Source organism: Photorhabdus tasmaniensis (genome assembly GCF_011189505.1).
GTDB lineage: Bacteria > Pseudomonadota > Gammaproteobacteria > Enterobacterales > Enterobacteriaceae > Photorhabdus > Photorhabdus tasmaniensis.
Map to the genome: position 1 here is coordinate 19976 of NZ_PUJU01000048.1, position 19128 is coordinate 39103.

The 19128-nt window shown below is 43.2% G+C and carries 12 protein-coding genes, 4 tRNA genes and 2 pseudogenes; 2 read left to right on the forward strand and 16 right to left on the reverse strand.

Annotated elements, in window-relative coordinates; translation table 11 throughout:
* Window positions 1–61: 61 nt before the first annotated feature.
* From C5471_RS18150 to gpt, 15 genes and pseudogenes are all read right to left on the reverse strand, one after another.
* Window positions 62–138, reverse strand: a tRNA-Arg gene (locus C5471_RS18150).
* Window positions 139–225: 87 nt separating this feature from the next.
* Window positions 226–302 (reverse strand) — tRNA-Arg (locus C5471_RS18155).
* An 86-nt stretch (window positions 303–388) separates the two neighbouring features.
* Window positions 389–465: transfer RNA gene (locus C5471_RS18160), tRNA-Arg, on the reverse strand.
* A 12-nt stretch (window positions 466–477) separates the two neighbouring features.
* Window positions 478–570, reverse strand: a tRNA-Ser gene (locus C5471_RS18165).
* A 396-nt stretch (window positions 571–966) separates the two neighbouring features.
* Window positions 967–1152 carry a carbon storage regulator CsrA gene (gene csrA / locus C5471_RS18170; protein ID WP_002209449.1) on the reverse strand — a complete coding sequence of 62 codons (186 nt, stop codon included), beginning with the start codon at window positions 1150–1152 and terminating at the stop codon, window positions 967–969.
* A gap of 243 nt (window positions 1153–1395) precedes the next feature.
* Window positions 1396–4029 carry an alanine--tRNA ligase gene (gene alaS, locus C5471_RS18175; RefSeq protein ID WP_133816137.1) on the reverse strand — a complete coding sequence of 878 codons (2634 nt, stop codon included), beginning with the start codon at window positions 4027–4029 and terminating at the stop codon, window positions 1396–1398.
* Window positions 4030–4346: 317 nt separating this feature from the next.
* On the reverse strand, window positions 4347–5414 hold the full coding sequence (gene recA / locus C5471_RS18180; RefSeq protein ID WP_133816136.1) for a recombinase RecA: 1068 nt from the start codon (window positions 5412–5414) through the stop codon (window positions 4347–4349).
* Window positions 5415–5519: 105 nt separating this feature from the next.
* Window positions 5520–6023: a nicotinamide-nucleotide amidase gene (gene pncC, locus C5471_RS18185; protein WP_133816135.1), complete on the reverse strand. Its 504-nt coding sequence runs from the start codon at window positions 6021–6023 to the stop codon at window positions 5520–5522.
* A gap of 26 nt (window positions 6024–6049) precedes the next feature.
* The gene (lplT, locus tag C5471_RS18190; RefSeq protein ID WP_133816216.1) at window positions 6050–7204 is read right to left on the reverse strand and encodes a lysophospholipid transporter LplT; all 1155 of its coding nucleotides are present in this window, start codon (window positions 7202–7204) and stop codon (window positions 6050–6052) included.
* A gap of 53 nt (window positions 7205–7257) precedes the next feature.
* Window positions 7258–9283: pseudogene (gene aas, locus C5471_RS18195) on the reverse strand (bifunctional acyl-ACP--phospholipid O-acyltransferase/long-chain-fatty-acid--ACP ligase); the annotation flags it as partial.
* Window positions 9284–9373: 90 nt separating this feature from the next.
* The gene (aroL, locus tag C5471_RS18200; RefSeq protein ID WP_133816134.1) at window positions 9374–9898 is read right to left on the reverse strand and encodes a shikimate kinase AroL; all 525 of its coding nucleotides are present in this window, start codon (window positions 9896–9898) and stop codon (window positions 9374–9376) included.
* Window positions 9899–10072: 174 nt separating this feature from the next.
* Window positions 10073–11326, reverse strand: a complete 1254-nt coding sequence (proA, locus tag C5471_RS18205) for a glutamate-5-semialdehyde dehydrogenase (RefSeq protein ID WP_133816133.1) — start codon at window positions 11324–11326, stop codon at window positions 10073–10075.
* 9 nt (window positions 11327–11335) lie between these two features.
* Window positions 11336–12439: a glutamate 5-kinase gene (gene proB, locus C5471_RS18210; protein ID WP_133816215.1), complete on the reverse strand. Its 1104-nt coding sequence runs from the start codon at window positions 12437–12439 to the stop codon at window positions 11336–11338.
* 132 nt (window positions 12440–12571) lie between these two features.
* Entirely contained in the window at window positions 12572–13819 is a 1248-nt protein-coding gene (gene frsA / locus C5471_RS18215; protein ID WP_133816132.1) for an esterase FrsA, read from the reverse strand.
* Between the two features lie 14 nt (window positions 13820–13833).
* Window positions 13834–14295, reverse strand: a complete 462-nt coding sequence (gene gpt / locus C5471_RS18220) for a xanthine phosphoribosyltransferase (RefSeq protein ID WP_021325967.1) — start codon at window positions 14293–14295, stop codon at window positions 13834–13836.
* Between the two features lie 256 nt (window positions 14296–14551).
* On the opposite strand from gpt, the gene pepD reads away from it, so the two are divergent.
* Together pepD and C5471_RS18230 are read left to right on the forward strand one after the other, a co-directional pair.
* Window positions 14552–16012: a beta-Ala-His dipeptidase gene (gene pepD, locus C5471_RS18225; RefSeq protein ID WP_133816131.1), complete on the forward strand. Its 1461-nt coding sequence runs from the start codon at window positions 14552–14554 to the stop codon at window positions 16010–16012.
* A 248-nt stretch (window positions 16013–16260) separates the two neighbouring features.
* The gene (locus C5471_RS18230) at window positions 16261–18579 is read left to right on the forward strand and encodes a TonB-dependent hemoglobin/transferrin/lactoferrin family receptor (RefSeq protein WP_207627393.1); all 2319 of its coding nucleotides are present in this window, start codon (window positions 16261–16263) and stop codon (window positions 18577–18579) included.
* A gap of 123 nt (window positions 18580–18702) precedes the next feature.
* Here the strand turns inward: C5471_RS18230 and C5471_RS18235 are convergent.
* A pseudogene (locus tag C5471_RS18235) lies at window positions 18703–18885 on the reverse strand (transposase family protein); the annotation flags it as partial.
* Window positions 18886–19128 lie beyond the last annotated feature (243 nt).

Below are 19128 nucleotides of genomic sequence, written 5' to 3' on the forward strand. Positions count from 1 at the left end.
CAAGGGGCTGGTTGATTACAGATAAAGAAAAAGCCCCGTTTTTTAAACGGGGCTCTTAAGATGGTGCATCCAGGAGGATTCGAACCTCCGACCGCTCGGTTCGTAGCCGAGTACTCTATCCAGCTGAGCTATGGATGCATGTTTCGTTTGTTACTCTGGTAAAAGGCAGTAGCTGCTTCGATTATCTGAATAGTACCCTAGATAATTTCATCTCAAGGTTAAATATGGTGCATCCAGGAGGATTCGAACCTCCGACCGCTCGGTTCGTAGCCGAGTACTCTATCCAGCTGAGCTATGGATGCATGTTTCGTTTGTTACTCTGGTAAAAGGCAGTAGTTGCTTTGATTACCTGAATGATACCTTAGATAACTTCATCTTAAGGTTAAGATGGTGCATCCAGGAGGATTCGAACCTCCGACCGCTCGGTTCGTAGCCGAGTACTCTATCCAGCTGAGCTATGGATGCATGGTCTTAAAATGGCGGTGAGAGAGGGATTCGAACCCTCGATGCAGCTTTTGACCGCATACTCCCTTAGCAGGGGAGCGCCTTCAGCCTCTCGGCCATCTCACCGTACGCTTTCTTTCGAGCTATTTTTCGAACTGTGGCTCAGAACTTTTATTTAAGCTCCTCGTCACTGCGTGGCGCACATATTACTTTCCCAGACTTATAAGTCAAACAATTTTTCTAAACCTGTGTTTGTTTGGATACTTCACGCACAAGATGGATGGTTTGACGACAAAGAGTGTATTTTGTCAGCAGCAAATTACCCTATCTTCAATTGAAATGTATGCAAGCCATTATTTCCCACAATAGCATCATGGACGTTGTTTTTTCTTACGATAGAAAAACAAAAAAGATTGGGAAGATAGGTAACAATTTAAGAATAAAGGGAATAAACAACTAACAGAGATGAGATACTTCAAAAATGGCGCCCGGTTCTGACAAAGATAGGACGCCAACTTAAAGTCAATAAGTTGTTGGCTGAGATTTTTCTGCCTGAATCCGCTGATAAATTTCTTCACGGTGAACAGAAACTTCTTTAGGGGCATTGACACCAATACGAACTTGGTTACCTTTAACCCCCAGTACTGTAACTGTTACCTCATCGCCTATCATGAGCGTTTCACCAACTCGACGAGTCAGAATAAGCATTCTTTGCTCCTTGAAAATTTAAAAGAGTCGGGTCTTTAGGTTTCCCCGCTATTATCCATCCAAACACCGTGAAAACGTAAAACAATGTTATATGCTTAAAGTATAAGCAATTTTGAGCGCATTTCCTACATATATAGTTTAGCCAAAATAAATAAATGTGCGCTCAACCTTTTAACAATTTCACAACAAGACTTCAAGGCACCATAAAAACAGCTATCATGGTGCCCTCTAAACTCAGGTAATTCAGGTAAGCCGCGATGCTACCCACTCTTCCACGCTATCCAAAGCAGAAGGCAACGCTTTAACATCAGAACCACCTGCTTGGGCCATATCAGGGCGACCACCACCTTTACCACCGATTTGTTGAGCTACAGAAGAAATTAACTCACCTGCTTTTATTCTAGCAGTCAGATCCTTTGTGACACCAACAATTAGGCTGACTTTATCATCACTTATAGTAGAAAGCACAATAATTGCTGAACCCAGTTGATTTTTTAGATCATCAACCATAGTTCTCAACATTTTAGGCTCTGTATTACTTAACTGGCTAACCAGCAACTTCACACCGTTAAAGTCTTTCGCTTTACTTGCCAAAGAAGAGCTTTCCTGTGTAGCCTGTTGATCTTTAAGCTGTTGGAGCTCTTTTTCCAGTGCTTTGGTTTTATCTAGTGTTACCCGTACTTTTTCACTCAAGTTATTGATATCACTTTTCACCAATTGAGCAATATCCTGGAGCAAATTAGCTTGTTGGTGCACAGATTCCAACGCTTTTTTACCCGTAATTGCTTCAATCCTACGGATACCCGCAGCCGTTCCGGATTCAGCAGTAATCCGGAATAAACCAATATCACCAGTACGGCTTGCGTGAATCCCGCCACATAATTCAGTAGAAAAATTCCCCATTGACAGTACACGAACTTGCTCTTCGTATTTTTCACCAAACAGTGCCATAGCACCTTTGGCTTTTGCTGCTTCCAAATCCATCAATTCCGTCACGATCGGTGAATTCTTACGAACTTCGGCATTAACCAAATCCTCAACCTGACGGATCTGCTCCAGTTTCATTGCTTCAAAATGAGAAAAATCAAAGCGGAGATATTTATCGTTAACCAAGGAGCCTTTCTGAGATACATGTTCACCTAAAATCTGACGTAATGCAGCATGTAACAGATGGGTTGCTGAATGATTCAAACGGATTGCATCACGACGTTCTATATCAATAACAGCATTGACCTTATGGTTTACACTTAAGGTACCCTTTGCAAGCTTACCGATGTGACCGATAGCCTGACTGTATTTTTGTGTATCAGTAACATCAAAAGCACAATCATTATTGCTCAGAATACCCCAGTCACCAACTTGCCCACCGGACTCAGCATAAAAAGTGGTCTTATCCAGTATAATAATCGCTTCTTCACCCGCTTGAATTTGATTGACTGATTCGCCATTACGGAAGATAGAGGTTACTATTGCCTGCTGTTCGTTATGATCATAACCAGAGAAATCACTGCGTTCATCAACATTGATCAATTCATTATAATCCGTGCCGAAACCACTTGATTCACGGGCCCGACGACGCTGATTTTCCATTGCAGCGGCAAAACCGTCTTCATCAACCTTAATATTACGCTCACGGCAAACATCGGCAGTTAAATCTACAGGAAAACCATAGGTATCGTACAGACGGAAGGCAGTTTCACCATCCAGAATATCACCGGACAGTCTTAATAGTTCATCGTCCAGTAATTGAAGACCGCGCTCCAGAGTACGGGCAAATTGTTCTTCCTCTGTTCTCAAAACCTGCTCAACAATAGTTTGCTGACGCTTAAGTTCTTCTCCCGCAGCGCCCATCACTTCTATCAATGGAGCAACCAATTTGTAGAAGAAGGTATCTTTAGCGCCCAACATGTTACCGTGACGGATAGCCCGGCGGATAATACGGCGCAAAACATAACCACGGTTTTCATTGGAAGGAATAACGTCATCACAAATCAGGAACGCACATGAACGGATGTGGTCGGCAATAACCCGCAGAGATTTATTACTCAGATCATCTGTAGCACCAGTAACACCCGCCACATCAGCAATCAACTCACGGAACAGATCAATCTCATAGTTGGAATTAACATGCTGCAATACAGCAGCGATACGCTCTAACCCCATACCGGTATCTACGGATGGTTTTGGCAACGGTTCCATTGTACCATCAGCCTGACGGTTGAACTGCATAAAGACGATGTTCCAGATTTCAATATACCTGTCACCGTCTTCCTCTGGACTTCCTGGCGGTCCACCCCAGATATGATCACCATGATCATAAAAAATTTCAGTACAAGGGCCACAAGGACCGGTATCACCCATTTGCCAGAAGTTATCTGATGCATAAGGTGCACCTTTGTTATCACCAATACGGATAATTCTTTCTGCTGGTATTCCAACTTCATTTTGCCAGATATCATAGGCTTCATTATCAGTCTGATAGACAGTCACCCATAATTTTTCTTTAGGCAAATTGAACCAATCCTTGCCGGTCAGAAGCTCCCAAGCATAGCTAATCGCATCATGTTTGAAGTAATCACCAAAACTAAAATTACCCAGCATTTCAAAGAAAGTATGATGACGTGCGGTGTAACCTACGTTTTCTAAATCATTATGTTTACCACCGGCACGAACACAACGTTGAGCAGTTGTTGCTCGGGAATAAGATCTTTTGTCCTGCCCAAGAAATACATCCTTAAACTGGTTCATCCCTGCGTTGGTAAACAGCAGTGTTGGGTCATTATTTGGCACCAAAGAACTACTTGGTACTACCTGATGCCCTTTAGTATGAAAAAAGTCGAGAAACGCTTGACGGATCTCAGCGGTGCTTTTGCTCATAATTGTCCCGAAATCAAGCTGGAAAAAACAGATTTATGAATTGGTTAGGTGGAATATTTCATCACCTATTTTCAACTCACGAATAAACAAAGTGGGGATAAGATAAAATTTCTTCCATTAGAAGTAAAATCCCAGATACATCCATTCGCTGGCAGTATTGTAAATCGTCTGGGTATTTTCTGAAAGCATGATCGCATAATATGGATAATACTTGCTTTCTGAGAGAAAAAACCGCGTCATTATTAACGCGGTTATAAGTTTGGTGACAAAACTTTTATAGCTTTAATACCAGAATACAGGCTATCAATATAATCAGATTAGAATTCTTCGTTATTCAACTCTTCGTTTTCTTTGTCTCCATAATCAGAAGCAGCACTGCTGAACTCTCCAGTATTGTGTAGCAGCATTTCGCGTAATTTTTTATCCAGCTCAGTAGCAATTTCAGGGTGTTCTTTCAGGTAGATAGTTGCATTCGCTTTGCCCTGGCCAATTTTATCACTATTGTAGCTGTACCACGCACCTGCTTTTTCCACCAATTTATGTTTCACACCCAAGTCGATCAATTCACCATAAGTGTTGATGCCTTCACCGTACATAATCTGGAATTCTGCTTGCTTAAATGGCGCTGCCACTTTGTTTTTCACAACCTTAACACGGGTTTCGCTACCAACGACTTCTTCGCCATTTTTCACAGAACCAATGCGGCGAATATCCAGACGTACAGAAGCATAGAATTTCAGCGCATTACCACCGGTTGTGGTTTCGGGGTTACCGAACATAACACCAATTTTCATCCGGATCTGGTTGATAAAGATCAAAAGCGTATTGGAACTTTTCAGGTTACCCGCCAGTTTGCGCATTGCCTGACTCATCATACGAGCAGCTAACCCCATATGAGAATCACCGATTTCTCCTTCGATTTCAGCTTTTGGTGTTAAAGCCGCAACGGAGTCGACAATAATGACATCAACCGCACCGGAACGTGTCAACGCATCACAAATCTCAAGAGCCTGTTCTCCTGTGTCTGGCTGAGAACACAACAGATTGTCAATATCAACACCCAGTTTCTTCGCATAGACAGGATCAAGGGCGTGTTCAGCATCAATAAACGCACAAGTTTTACCTTCACGCTGTGCTGCGGCAATAACCTGTAATGTCAGCGTTGTCTTACCAGAAGATTCCGGGCCATAGATTTCGACAATGCGTCCCATCGGCAAGCCACCAGCACCTAATGCAATATCTAGTGACAGTGAGCCAGTGGAGATAGTTTCAACGTCCATTGAACGGTCTTCGCCCAGACGCATGATGGAACCTTTACCAAACTGTTTTTCAATTTGGCCCAGTGCCGCTGCCAGTGCTTTTTGTTTATTTTCATCAATAGCCATTTTTACTCCCTCGTAAGCAATGAAAGGGTTACCTCACTGCCGATGAATAATTTTTAATACCAAAATGTTGCCTGCAATTATACTGTATAGTCATACAGCATCAAGCTAATTTTTTATAATCTCTGATAACAATGTCTTCAGAGAATAAATTGCAGATTGAAGGCGTACTTCATTTCGATCACCATTAAAACAACAATGACGGGATACAACTTCTATCCCATTGACTGTACGATATGCAAACCCAAACCATACTGTGCCAACAGGCTTTTCTTCACTACCACCATCAGGCCCGGCAATACCACTGATAGAAACCGCCAAATCGGCTTGCGCTACTTTCAACGCCCCTGCTGCCATCTCTTTCACAACCTGTTCACTGACAGAGCCATATTGCTGTAAGGTGGTTTCTGATACACCAAGCATCTGATGTTTGGCTTTATTGCTGTATGTCACAAAGCTCCGGTCAAAATAAGCAGAGCTACCGGCAATATCTGAAATTGCTTTTGCCAGCCAGCCACCTGTGCAAGATTCAGCACAAGTCACCCACAATTTCTGCTGTCTCAGTTTCATTCCCAGTTCAATACTAAACTGAGTCAGAATTTTTTCATCCATAAACACACCTTTTATCCAATAAAAGATCAATTTTTCTGAAACTGATTCCAAATCCACAAACCCGTGATTGTCAGCACAAACAACACACCAAAACTTATCCCTATTGTGACAACCGGAATACCTATTTTAATGGTCAATGAATATAGGCCAAGCATCAGTAACATGGCGGTATTCTCACCCAAATTCTGCACGGCGATTGCATTACCAACCCCAACCGTTTGCCTGCCACTTTCCTGCAATAAGGCATTCAACGGAACGACAAACAGGCCACCAAAAATGCCGAGAATAATAAGTATGACGTGAGAAGCCCAGAGACTCTGCTGAACAGCAAAAATTACCACCATCACGCCAATTAAAATACCCGCAGGCATACAACGGCGGACTGTTCTCAATGTAATAAAACGCGCAGCAATACCTGCGCCGATAACAATCCCAATAGCAACCATCACATTAAGTACTGTTGGCGTGCTGTTATCGACAATTCCCAAAACAACAGGCACCCATAACACCAACAGAAATCTCAGTGTGATCCCAGCCCCCCAGAATAAACTGGTTCCAACCAAAGAAAATCGGGCTTCTTTGTTATGCCAAAGAATGCAACATGCTGAGGTAAAATCTGTCAGTATCTTTTTCAGATTCCAGCCCTTGCCGCGACGGGCCACCGACAATCGAGGAATAAATAAATTAACAATGGCAGCAATACCGTATGTCAGTGCACAAGTAAACAATGCGACTGTCAAGCTCCAGTCAGACAAAAAACCACCTGCCACAGAACCGGTGAGAATAGCAACTATCGTTGAAGCTTCCACCAAACCATTCGCCTTCACCAAGCGATCACCATCTGTCAATTCAACCAAGATTCCGTATTTGGCCGGTGAATATGCCGCTGCACCAATCCCAACCAAAGCATAGCCAAAAAAGGGATCATAACCCAGACAAACACTAAGCGCGCCCAATAGTTTTAAGCTATTGGCAAACAGCATCACACGACCTTTGGGAAAACGATCTGCTATTCGCCCGACAAAAGGCGCCAACAGGATATACGCAAGGACAAACACTATCTGCAATATCGGCTGGCTCCAGTCAGGATAAAACTGGGCTTTCAACTGTGCCAGAATCGCAAACAACAGAGCATTATCAGCAAAAGCTGAAAAAAACTGTGATGCCAATACAGCTTTCATACCACGGGTTAATAGCGGTTGAGCAACAACAGAGGATACATTCACGATTATTATTCCTGAGCAGTCTGAAGCATTAATGAGTATTCAAATTCCAAATCAGTAGTGAACAGCACCAATATTTCTCCTTTGCTATGATCACTCTTAACTGTAACAACATGTCTGGCGTCAGGAGAGACTTGCAATGCAAGTTTCTCCACGGTCCTGTGACACTATTTCATCTGACAATTCAGCAAAACGTTCCACCCGACCAAGAACAGTACAGAATCCTTGTTCATCAATTGAAACAATATCTCCAGTATCGAACCAGCCACACTGAATATTCCCATGCTCATCTTCTGCCGATGGACGTTCCAAATGATTTGGATCATCACCCCTCAGATACCCTTTCATAACATTCGGGCCACGCAGTTGCAAACATCCCCCTTCCCCAATACCTGCCACTGGAATCAAACGGAACTCCATTGCCGGTAAAATTCGCCCAACAGTCCCGGCCTTAGCCATCATTGGTACATTCAATGCAATGACAGGCGCACATTCTGTCATTCCATACCCTTCCAGAATGCGGATCCCGAATTTATCTTGCCAAACACGTTTAGTGTTCTCAGCGAGCTTTTCAACACCCGCCATAACACAGCGAAGACGTACAAAATCATATGGGTGGGCAAAATAGGCACAATTCTCCAGGAAAGTCGATGAACCCAACAATACGGTGCAGTTACGTTCATATACCAATTCTGACACCACTCGATAATGCAGTGGATTTGGATAAAGGAATACCCGGCTACCCGTTAACAGTGGCGTAAACAGGCCAACAGTCAATCCAAATGCATGAAACAGTGGTACAGAAGACATAAAACGGTCAAGTGGATTGAAATCAGTAATGGTTTTTATCTGTTCCACATTTGCCAACAAACTAGCGTGGCTATGAACCACACCTTTTGGTACACCGTCTGAATCGGACGTGAACAACACCAATGCATCATCATCTGGTTTTTGCGCCGCCATCGCTTGTTTCGGAAAAAAGAGATGCCACAAGATCCATAATTTATCCAGCAAAGTCACTGTACCTTTCAAATCCTCAAGATAAACCCAATTAACCTCAGTAACCTGTTCAGATAAATGCGTTAACTGCTCCTTTTCCAGAAACTGCCGGGAAGTCACAATCATTTTGATACTGGCGGTTGTTATGGCATTTTTCAGCCCGTAGCTGTCTGCGGTATAGTTTAACAGGGCGGGAATTCTGCCTCTCAAAGATGCGCCAAAGATAGCCGCTGCCATAATAGTGGTATTGGGTAAAAGAAAACCAATCCGTTCATTCCGACAGGTAAAACGTTGCAGAATACGGCTAATACCCAGCGTTTTTTTAAGCAAACTGTTATAACTATCTTCTTTAAAAGAAACATCTTCAATACAGGGCTTAAAGCGGCCAAATCGCTTTTGTGCAACCAGTAAAGATTCAAATATTGTCTCTTGCGGACGAGTCGCCATTCGTGCACTCATCATAATTTCATGCAAACGTTCTCCCGCCAAACGGCGTCTCTGGTCCGCGTTAGGCGCATCCGGCATTGGCAATTGTGTGGCAGGCAGAATTTTTATTGTCACCTTCGGAAAAAGATGAAGTTTGAAGATACCTTTTAATCGGCTGAATATCGTTTGTTCCAACCCCTCAATGCGGACAGGTACCACCATTGCCCCCGATACAGCGGCAATAAAAGCCGCTCCATCGTAGATTTTCATCAAAGAACCAGTAACCGTAATTCGTCCTTCAGGAAAAACAACTATCGGCCTCCCTTTCTCTATTGCTTTGAGCAGTCCCCTGACGGCCATTGGATTTATTGGATCCAAAGGAACTACTTCAATATACCTCCTTACCCATTTCATAAACCCTTGGTTTGCAATGCTGGAGTAGACAGCAAATGCCGGCTTGACAGGTAAGAAAAGTGTTAGCAAAACACCATCAAGAAAAGAGACATGATTAGGTGTGATAAGGCATTTTGGGTGGGTAAATTGTTTAATATCTCCCTCTATCGTCAAACGGAACATTAAACGAAAAACAAGTTTTAGAAATTTAAACAACATATTCGTATCTCAACCCATTTGAAAAATAAATAGAAAATATTATTTATCCATTCGATACCATAATATTATTATTTTTTTAAAAAAATAGCGTCAGGATATTCTTCTCGGAAGAATAATTTCTTTCACACAAGCTATAATTCTTTCCGGTGAAAGTTGCGCATTAATAATATGATCTGCACACTCACAATAGAGATTCTCCCTGGCGGTGAGTACTTCTTCCATTTCTTCAACAATAGATTTTCCAGTTAAACTGGGGCGTTGAGTACTTTCCGGCTGCTGCATTAATCGTTCAGCCAATATGTTAGCGGACGCCTGAAGATAAATCACCGTACCATTTTGTCGCATATATTGGCGATTTTCAGCGGAAAGAATAATCCCACCGCCGGTGGAAATAACCCGGCTACTTTGACTAACTTGTTGTAAAGCCTTAGTTTCCAATTGTCGAAATTGCTGCCACCCTTGCTGGTTAACAATATCCGCAATGGTCATATTACTAATTTGTTGGATATGATGATCGGTGTCAATAAATGTGTACGATAACTCATTGGCTAATAACTTTCCAATCGTCGTTTTTCCTGCCCCACGCGCACCTACAATAAACAATATTGGGTTCATTGCCTGATATCCTTGGTAAATTTCATCATTAAAAATATATTAACAGCTATAGTAACCAGAACTTTACATCAACGTAAAATCAAAAATTAATCTATAGGAAAAAAGCTACCCCGAAGCATGATCCTACCGATATATCTATTAATCAGACACACTGTTGGGGTAACAATAAACAGCTTACTTACGGATTAAATTATCTCCATAACCAACCCACTTATACGTAGTCAGCGCATCTAATCCCATTGGACCACGGGAATGCAGTTTCTGAGTACTGACGGCAACCTCCGCCCCCAAACCAAACTGTCCACCATCGGTAAAACGCGTGCTGGCGTTCACATAAACCGCCGCAGAATCTACCTGACGAACAAAATAGTCAGCATTGTGCAAAGATTCGGTCAGAATCGCATCAGAATGGGATGTGCCGTATGTACGGATATGGCTAATTGCCCGGTCAATATCACTAACAATTTCCACATTCATATCCAAAGATAACCACTCATCACTGTAATCTGTTTCTGTCACATCCACGACTGTTGCAGGGCCTTCCCGCAAAAATTCCTTTGCTGATTGACTCGCGTGAAGGGTAACACCTTGTCCTGCCATATTCCTGCTCAGTACAGGCAGAAAATCTGCCGCGATCCTATGATGTACCAGCAACGTTTCCAAAGCATTACAGGCGCTCGGTCGTTGAACCTTAGCGTTAGTGATGACAGTCAATGCCTTATCGAAATCGGCACTTTCATCGACAAAAGTGTGGCAGACACCGATACCACCGGTAATAACCGGAATGGTTGACTGTTCACGGCACAGCTTATGCAACCCAGCGCCACCGCGTGGAATCAGCATATCCACATAACGATCCATTTTCAGTAGCTGAGTAACTAATTCACGATCCTGTTTATCTATCGCCTGCACGGCTGCGGCAGGTAACCCACTCTGCTCAAGTGCCTGCTGAATGACTTTCACTGTTGCCTGATTGGTGTTATGAGTTTCTTTACCACCACGCAAAATAACTGCATTACCTGTTTTCAAACACAGAGATGCAACATCAATAGTGACATTAGGGCGGGCTTCATAAATCACCCCAATCACACCAAGCGGTACACGGCGACGTTCTAACTTCAAACCACTATCGAGCAAACTACCATCAATAACTTGCCCTACTGGGTCAGATAAACGGCACACCTGGCGAACATCGTTAGCTATCGCTGCCAAACGTTCTTGTGTCAATAACAGACGATCCAGCAACGCTTCACTCATTCCCTGTTCACGAGCCTGAGCCATATCAAGCTGATTAGCTTCGAGAATGATTGCACTTTCCTGCTCCAGCAAATCTGCAATGTGGATTAATGCCTGATTTTTCTGTTTTGTACTTAGCTGTGCCAGTTGCCATGAGGCTTCTCTGGCAGCCTTTCCCATTTGCTCTAACATTATGAATCCTTAACTCACAATCATGTCGTCACGATGAACCGCAACAGCGCCATATTCATAACCGAGAATTTGGTTTATCTGCTGTGAATGGTGGCCTGCAATCAAACGCAAAGCATCACTGTTATAACGGCAAACGCCATGCGCCAAATCCTTACCAGACAGGCTACGAATACAGATAACCTCTCCACGGGAGAAATCACCTTTAATATTTTTAATCCCTCTCGGCAACAAAGAGCTGCCTTTTTCACAGATTGCGGTTTCAGCGCCGTGATCAACAATAATTTCACCCGCAGGAGGGGCACCAAAAATCCAACGCTTACGATTTTCCATCGGGCTTTCCAGCCCATGAAAGCGCGTCCCCACCGGATTACCTTCAATGACATCCGCGATAACATCAGGTTTATTACCGGCAGCAATAATGACATCAATACCGGCCCGGCCTGCAATACCCGCAGCCTGAAGCTTAGTCGCCATTCCGCCCGTCCCTAAACCGGAAACGCTATCACCGGCAACCATACGTAATTCGTCGCTGATGTCATAAACTTCCGGAATAAGTTCTGCATTTGAATTACTGCGCGGATCAGCAGTATATAGCCCTTCAATATCAGTCAATAATAACAGTTTATCTGCTCCACCCAGAATTGCTGCCAGTGCAGATAAATTATCATTATCACCCACTTTAATTTCTGCGGTCGCAACCGCATCATTTTCATTGATTACAGGAACAATGCGATTATCAAGCAGAGCATTTAAGGTATCTCTGGCATTTAAAAAACGCTCCCGATCTTCCAAGTCCGCACGGGTCAGTAACATCTGACCAACATGAATACCGTAAATAGAAAAAAACTGTTCCCACAGCTGAATCAACCGGCTCTGACCTACTGCCGCCAGCAATTGCTTAGAAGCAATAGTTGCAGGTAAATCCGGATATCCCAGATGTTCCCGGCCAGCCGCAATAGCCCCGGAAGTTACAATAATAATGCGGTGGCCTTTTTCATGTTGTTGAGCACATTGGCGTACCAGCTCGACAATGCGAGCCCGGTTCAGACGACGAGAGCCGCCGGTCAATACACTTGTCCCCAGCTTTACAACCAATGTTTGGCTACCATTCATCATATTTTTGCCGTTATATTTAATTTGAAAAAACAGCGTTCAGTTTTAGCAGGAGAGAAGCGTTATGCCAACAGGCATAACGATAAATTGAAAAAATGTGAGTTCAAAATAAATTTATGCCCTCAATTTCAACTAACCCATTTTATTTTTCAACCACTGACTGGTTTCCTGTAATGCCTTATTGAAGCTGCTGTAAACAGGCGTTGCCGGAATAGTCAATAATTTACTGTCCATTGATGACATTGTTATCAGCTTTGATTCTTCCTTCGGGCTGAAAATATCATTCTGCCAGTAACCAGCCAGCATAGGAACGGAACAACGTCGGCCTAACAGGCCTTGTTTTTTAAGGGAATAACAACCAAGTTCGAGGCGAAACGCATTTTCATCAACGTTATAAATACCCATCCGACTGGCAAACATATCGAGATACATTGCAGGGGCATTTTGCTGGCGTTCAGCGCTATTGAGCCACTCATGAACAATAGCGCCAAAAGTGGCAACACCTTTGATACGTTTAGATTCCAAATATGCCAGGCGAACGGCAATATTGGCACCAAAGCGGAAACCAAAAACACCAACCCGCGTATGGTCAATCCAAGGAATTTCATCCAGTTGATGAATTATTTGTTGATGAAGAGTACAAGTATCCTGAGTCAATCGCAGACGTGAACAATAACCCACTGAAGGAATATCCACAGTCAGCATCGCGAATCCCAAAGGTGCCAGATAATCACGGAATAACTGATAATAATCGCTTTGCAAATTATCTAAGCTGCCACACACCAAAATAGTTGGAGCGGGTCCTTGTGGCCGTTGAGGCAAATGCAGAAAACCAGTGACACAACCGCCCTCTTTCAGTTTGAACTCTATCTTTCTCAACTGATAGTCAGAGCAACGGGCGGCATTTTCATAGGCTTTATTTGCTAAAACAACGGCCTGCTGAGACAGATCATCACCTTTGAGATGAGGATAACCGGCGATGCTATACAAATTGGCCGCTTTCAACCAGAAATTACCTGCTGTTGTGGTTTGATCGGCCTGTAACGCTTTCTGTTGCCACAGCATCGCCTGATGTGACCACTCAAAAATCCAATTACCTTTACGATACCCAACCACGGTATCCAGTAAATTATCATCACTACGTTGAGCGTTTGCCATGGCAATCCGACACAACACTTCTTCTATCTCAAAGGGATCAATTCCTCGCCAAATCCACATCAGCCGGTTAATCATACGATACCAGCGTCCATGACTATTACCATCCAACGTATTGTAATTACCGGCAATCAACCGGGGATGGCGGTGCTTTACCAGCATGGAAGTTTCCTGATGCTTTTGCCTTGGCTTAAAAAGTGATTCTGAAAGATTTTGATTTGCCATAACAAATGCTGATTTTATTTACTTTCACAAATTGGCGGCACGAATACTACGCTCATATCCCAAGGTTGCTCGATCCAAGTATCTTGCGGAATATCAACAACATAATCATCAACAAGAGGACGACCTGCTGGTTTGGCGAAAATAGTCACAAAATGCGCTTTGGGATACATATCACGGATAACCTGAGCCGTGCCCCCAGTATCGACCAAATCATCTACAACGATGAAACCTTCACCATCACCTTCTGCTTTTTTCAGCACTTGCAGATCGCGCTGATTATTATGGTCATAGCTGGAAATACAGACAGTATCTACATGACGGATACCCAATTCACGTGCCAGGAGAGCGCCAGGTACAAGCCCCCCTCGACTCACAGCAATAATGCCTTTCCATTGTTCGACAGGGAGTAAACGTTGCGCCAATTTGCGGGCATGTATTTGCAACATATCCCAAGTTACAACATATTTTTCGCTCATAAGAATTGATCCCAGCAACTTAAGAATATTTCAGAAAAGAGTTTTCGTAGAAAAAGTTGCGCGAGATTATATTGATTTAGGCTAGCAAAAACCAGCGGAAACAGGGAATCGATGAATCACATTATCCTTACCAAAAGAAAGTGGTATTCTGAGCTCAATAGCATCATAACGTTAATCGCTCGTAATAATAAAACCTATATCTCGGGTAGAGAGTAGTATTTCCATCTTATTGAGATGCAGTCACAGGAGATTCGTCGTGTCAGAACTATCACAATTATCCCCTCAGCCGCTGTGGGACATCTTTGCCAAAATCTGCTCTATTCCTCACCCTTCTTATCATGAAGAAGCGCTGGCGACTCACATCGTTCAATGGGCGCAAGAAAAAGGCTTGCACGTTGAACGCGATCAGGTTGGCAATATTCTGCTCAGAAAGCCAGCCAGTAAAGGGCTGGAAAATCGTAAAACGGTTGTTCTGCAAGCTCACCTTGATATGGTGCCACAGAAAAACAACGATACGGAGCATGACTTCACTCAAGATCCTATCCGTCCTTATATTGATGGTGAATGGGTTACTGCACAAGGTACAACATTGGGTGCAGATAATGGTATTGGCCTGGCGTCAGCATTAGCTGTGCTGGCTGATGACAACGTAAAACATGGTCCTCTGGAAGTTTTACTGACCATGACGGAAGAAACCGGAATGGATGGTGCTTTTGGCCTGCAACCGGGCTGGCTGAAAGCTGATATTTTAATCAATACCGATTCAGAAGAAGAAGGCGAAATCTACATGGGTTGTGCCGGAGGTATCGATTTCACCACAACATTAGCACTTACCCGTGAAACGATTCCGACTCACTACAAAACACTAAAACTCACCATCAAAGGTCTAAAAGGCGGGCATTCCGGTTGTGATATTCATCTAGGACTGGGCAATGCCAACAAACTACTGGCACGATTCCTGGCGGCACATACTGAGGAACTGGAGCTAAAACTGCTTGAGTTCCAGGGCGGTACGCTGCGTAATGCCATTCCACGTGAAGGTCATGTTATTGTTGCCGTCCCCGCCGATAAAACAGCGCAGCTGACCCAAGTGAAAGATAACTACTTGGGGATCCTGAAAAATGAATATGCCATCGTCGAGAAAAACCTAACTGTATTGCTAGAAGAGGTTGAAACCGATATTCAGGCACTGACTGATGATTGCCAGAACCGTTTTATCTCATTGCTGAACAGTACACCAAACGGTGTTATCCGTATGAGCGACATCATCAAAGGCGTAGTAGAAACCTCTCTCAACGTGGGCGTTGTGGCGATGGAGCAGGATAAGGTCAATATTATTTGTCTGATCCGTTCGCTTATCGACAGCGGCAAATCCTATATTATAGGCATGCTCGGTTCCTTGGCTAAACTATCAAGCGCTAAAATTACTGCCAAAGGCGATTATCCAGGCTGGCAGCCGGATGCAAATTCTCCGGTTATGCACCTGGTACGTGAAACTTATCAACAGCTGTTCGATAAAACACCCAATATTATGGTGATCCACGCAGGGCTGGAATGTGGTCTGTTTAAGAAACCTTATCCTGATATGGATATGGTCTCTATCGGGCCAACTATCACAGGCGCTCACTCCCCTGACGAACAGGTTCACATCAAAAGTGTTGGACAATATTGGCAACTATTGACCGCAGTTCTGAAAGCTATTCCTGAAAAATCTTAATCAAATCTCCCCTGCTCCGATATAGTGGCAGGGGAATTACCATTGAAACAATCCACATGCATAATCTTTCGCATTTTGCTTTGACCAATCATCATGAACTGTATAAAAACACAGTAACCCATCATTAAGATCAATCAGAAAAAAAAGTTAATCCCGTTATTAACTTTTTTCTACCCGATTTCCTTCGTCAAGTGACCTATTTAAATGAAGTTCTTTTACTTGGCTACATTCCAAAGGTATTTATGGCAATGAAAAATCTCGGGAAACAACAAAAAACATCCGTATCAGGAACAACACAGCAAATAAATCGCACTGTTCGTTATGCTTTATCAGGCATGATTGTTCTTAGTACGGGCCTGCCCGGTTATCTGACAGCACAGGAGAATGAAACACAAAAAGCCGCAGAAAGGTTAGAAAAGTCAGAGAAGGTGATTGCCCTTCCCGCGCTTTCCGTTATTGGGGAATTAAACAATAGCGTCAGCGCGGGAAGTTCTGTATTAAGAAAATCAGATATTGAGCGTACCCAGGCAGACAATATCGCCGAGTTACTCAATCAACTCCCTGGCGTTTCGATGTCAGGCTCGCCCCGCCCAGGAGGTCAAACCCTGAACATCTGGGGAATGGGTGATACAGAAGACATAAAAATCACACTGGATGATGCACCAAAAGGTTTCGAAAAATATCGCCAAGGATCTATCTTTATTGAGCCGGAATTAATCAAACGGGTGGATGTCGATAAAGGCCCGCATAACCTACTTGATGGTAATGGCGGATTTGGCGGAACAGTTAAAGTTGTTACCAAAGATGCCAGTGATTTGTTACGGCCGGGAGAAGATTTTGGTGGATTACTGAAATACAGTTATCACACCAATGATCGCCAAAATATTTATAGCAGCGCAGTCTATGGCCGGACAATAGAAGGTTTCGCTGACGGCCTGTTATATATGAGCAAACGGGATGGCGGCAATATTAAACGGCCAGATGGTACCCGCTTTGCTTTCTCTAAGAGTGATCAGGCATCCTACTTACTGAAAACTCATTTTTACCTGAATGATACTCACACATTGACACTTTCCGCTATGCGTTCTGATTCTGCGGGCTGGCAGCCGTGGGCAGCCAAACGCGATGATATCGCTATTCCATCAGAAGCCGAAGTTGAAAAATATGGTTGGAATGAAGCCTGGCACCGGAAATTAGTTTATCGTGATCAAACAGACCAAAATTACACAGCTAAATGGAATATCGCACCGGAAGATAATCCATTACTTAACCTGACAGCAACCTATGCCTATTCAAAAACAGAACAGCATGATAAACGCTCTGAAAACGCCTACAACCATTATATAGGTTCATTGGGAAATGAAAGCTGGATCAACTATGTGGATAACTTAGCAGATATAAATAATGAAAGTACTTTTATAACCGGGCCAATAGAACACACATTATTAGTTGGAGTTCGTTGGCATAAAAATCAACGCAATACTCTTATTCACGATAAGAGTAAAGACAAAAACCCTGATTATAATTATGGCTATTTTCAACCAAGCTACATGCCTTCAGGAGAGCAAAAAACGAGTAGTTTCTATTTGCAGGATGAAATAGTTATCGGCAGTGTGACTACAACACCAGGCATTCGCTATAACCATATCACTAATACGGGGAAGCCAAATATCGCTGCAATCTACAATAATAGTTCACCAAATATCGGGCACGATTACAGCAGTGTTACTTATACCGGCTGGTCTCCCCATTTAGGTATTATGTGGAAGGCAACTAATCACCTTTCTCTATTTTCGGATATCAGCCGGACATGGCGTGCTCCATTAGTAGATGAACAATATGAAGTACAATCTGCACGCACGAATACTACTGGCAGTAGCCGTAATCTGGATACGGAAAGAATAACGGGATTGAGAGCAGGTGTAATATTGGATTTCGACAATTTGATCTTGGAACAAGATAATTTGCAAATCCGCACAACGCTGTTCCGTAACCGAGGCAAAAATGAAATATTTGTCCGCCGTGGTGTGATGTGTAAAGCGCAGATCAACAATAAATCATCAAGTTGTGAGAAACCAATATCCAACTACCGTAATTTACCGGGATACACCATTCAGGGGCTGGAAATCGAAACTTTCTACGACAGCGATTACCTGTTTGGAAAACTTGCTTACTCAACTATCCGTGGTCAAAGAGACGCTTCACCACGCGATCCCTGGGGTAACAAAACCTGGATTGCGGAAATTCCACCCACCTCTGCCCACGCCATGTTAGGCGTAAAAATCCCTCAATGGCAAATGACAATGGGATGGACTGGTGATTTTATCCGTAAGCAAGATCGTTCTCCTACAAGCGGGGATCCAGAAGCAAGTTACTGGGCACTAAAAAAAAGTAAAGGTTATGCACTGCATGGTTTATTCGCCAGTTGGCAACCTACTTTCTGGCAAGATCTTGAAGCACGTGTCACGGTAAATAACCTGTTTAATCGTGATTATCGCCCATACCTCGGTGAATCAGTTTCCGGGGTTGGACGTAACATTAAATTCAGTATCTCCCAGAAGTTCTGATTTCTCACCTGATAGTTCCCTCTTTTTGAGGGAACTCAGACTGCTTCATCGCTATTATAAACAGAGGAAAACCGTTTTTTGACAAACTCCGCCAAAGTTTTTTGATTACCTTTGAATTGAACCACAAAGTCGCAGTGGAATACCATTCGCATAGGCGCTGTACTTTTTGAGCCATTCAAGCTGGGTTTCCCCAAAATCCTGAATAGATTTCCAGCCACAGGCCCCACTTAATACCGCAGCAAATACCAGAAAGAGCACATCCATTAATTCATGCTTTTTGTTAATTTCTTTACGCGGGTCAGGTATAACACTTAACTAGTTGAAAATATTCAATAACGCTTGTTATTATATTTATAATGATAATGCTTTTTTAGTATTATATCCTTCATTCCGCACCTAATTCAGGAATAAACCGCTTTATATTGTGCACCTAATAAACTCAAAAGCTCATGGTGGTAAGATTGCATTCCTGTCACCATTTTATGTTCTTGAAATTCAAAGGTGCTGATCCCTTCAAAGGCCAGAAACACCCAACGCGCGGTGGGGGAT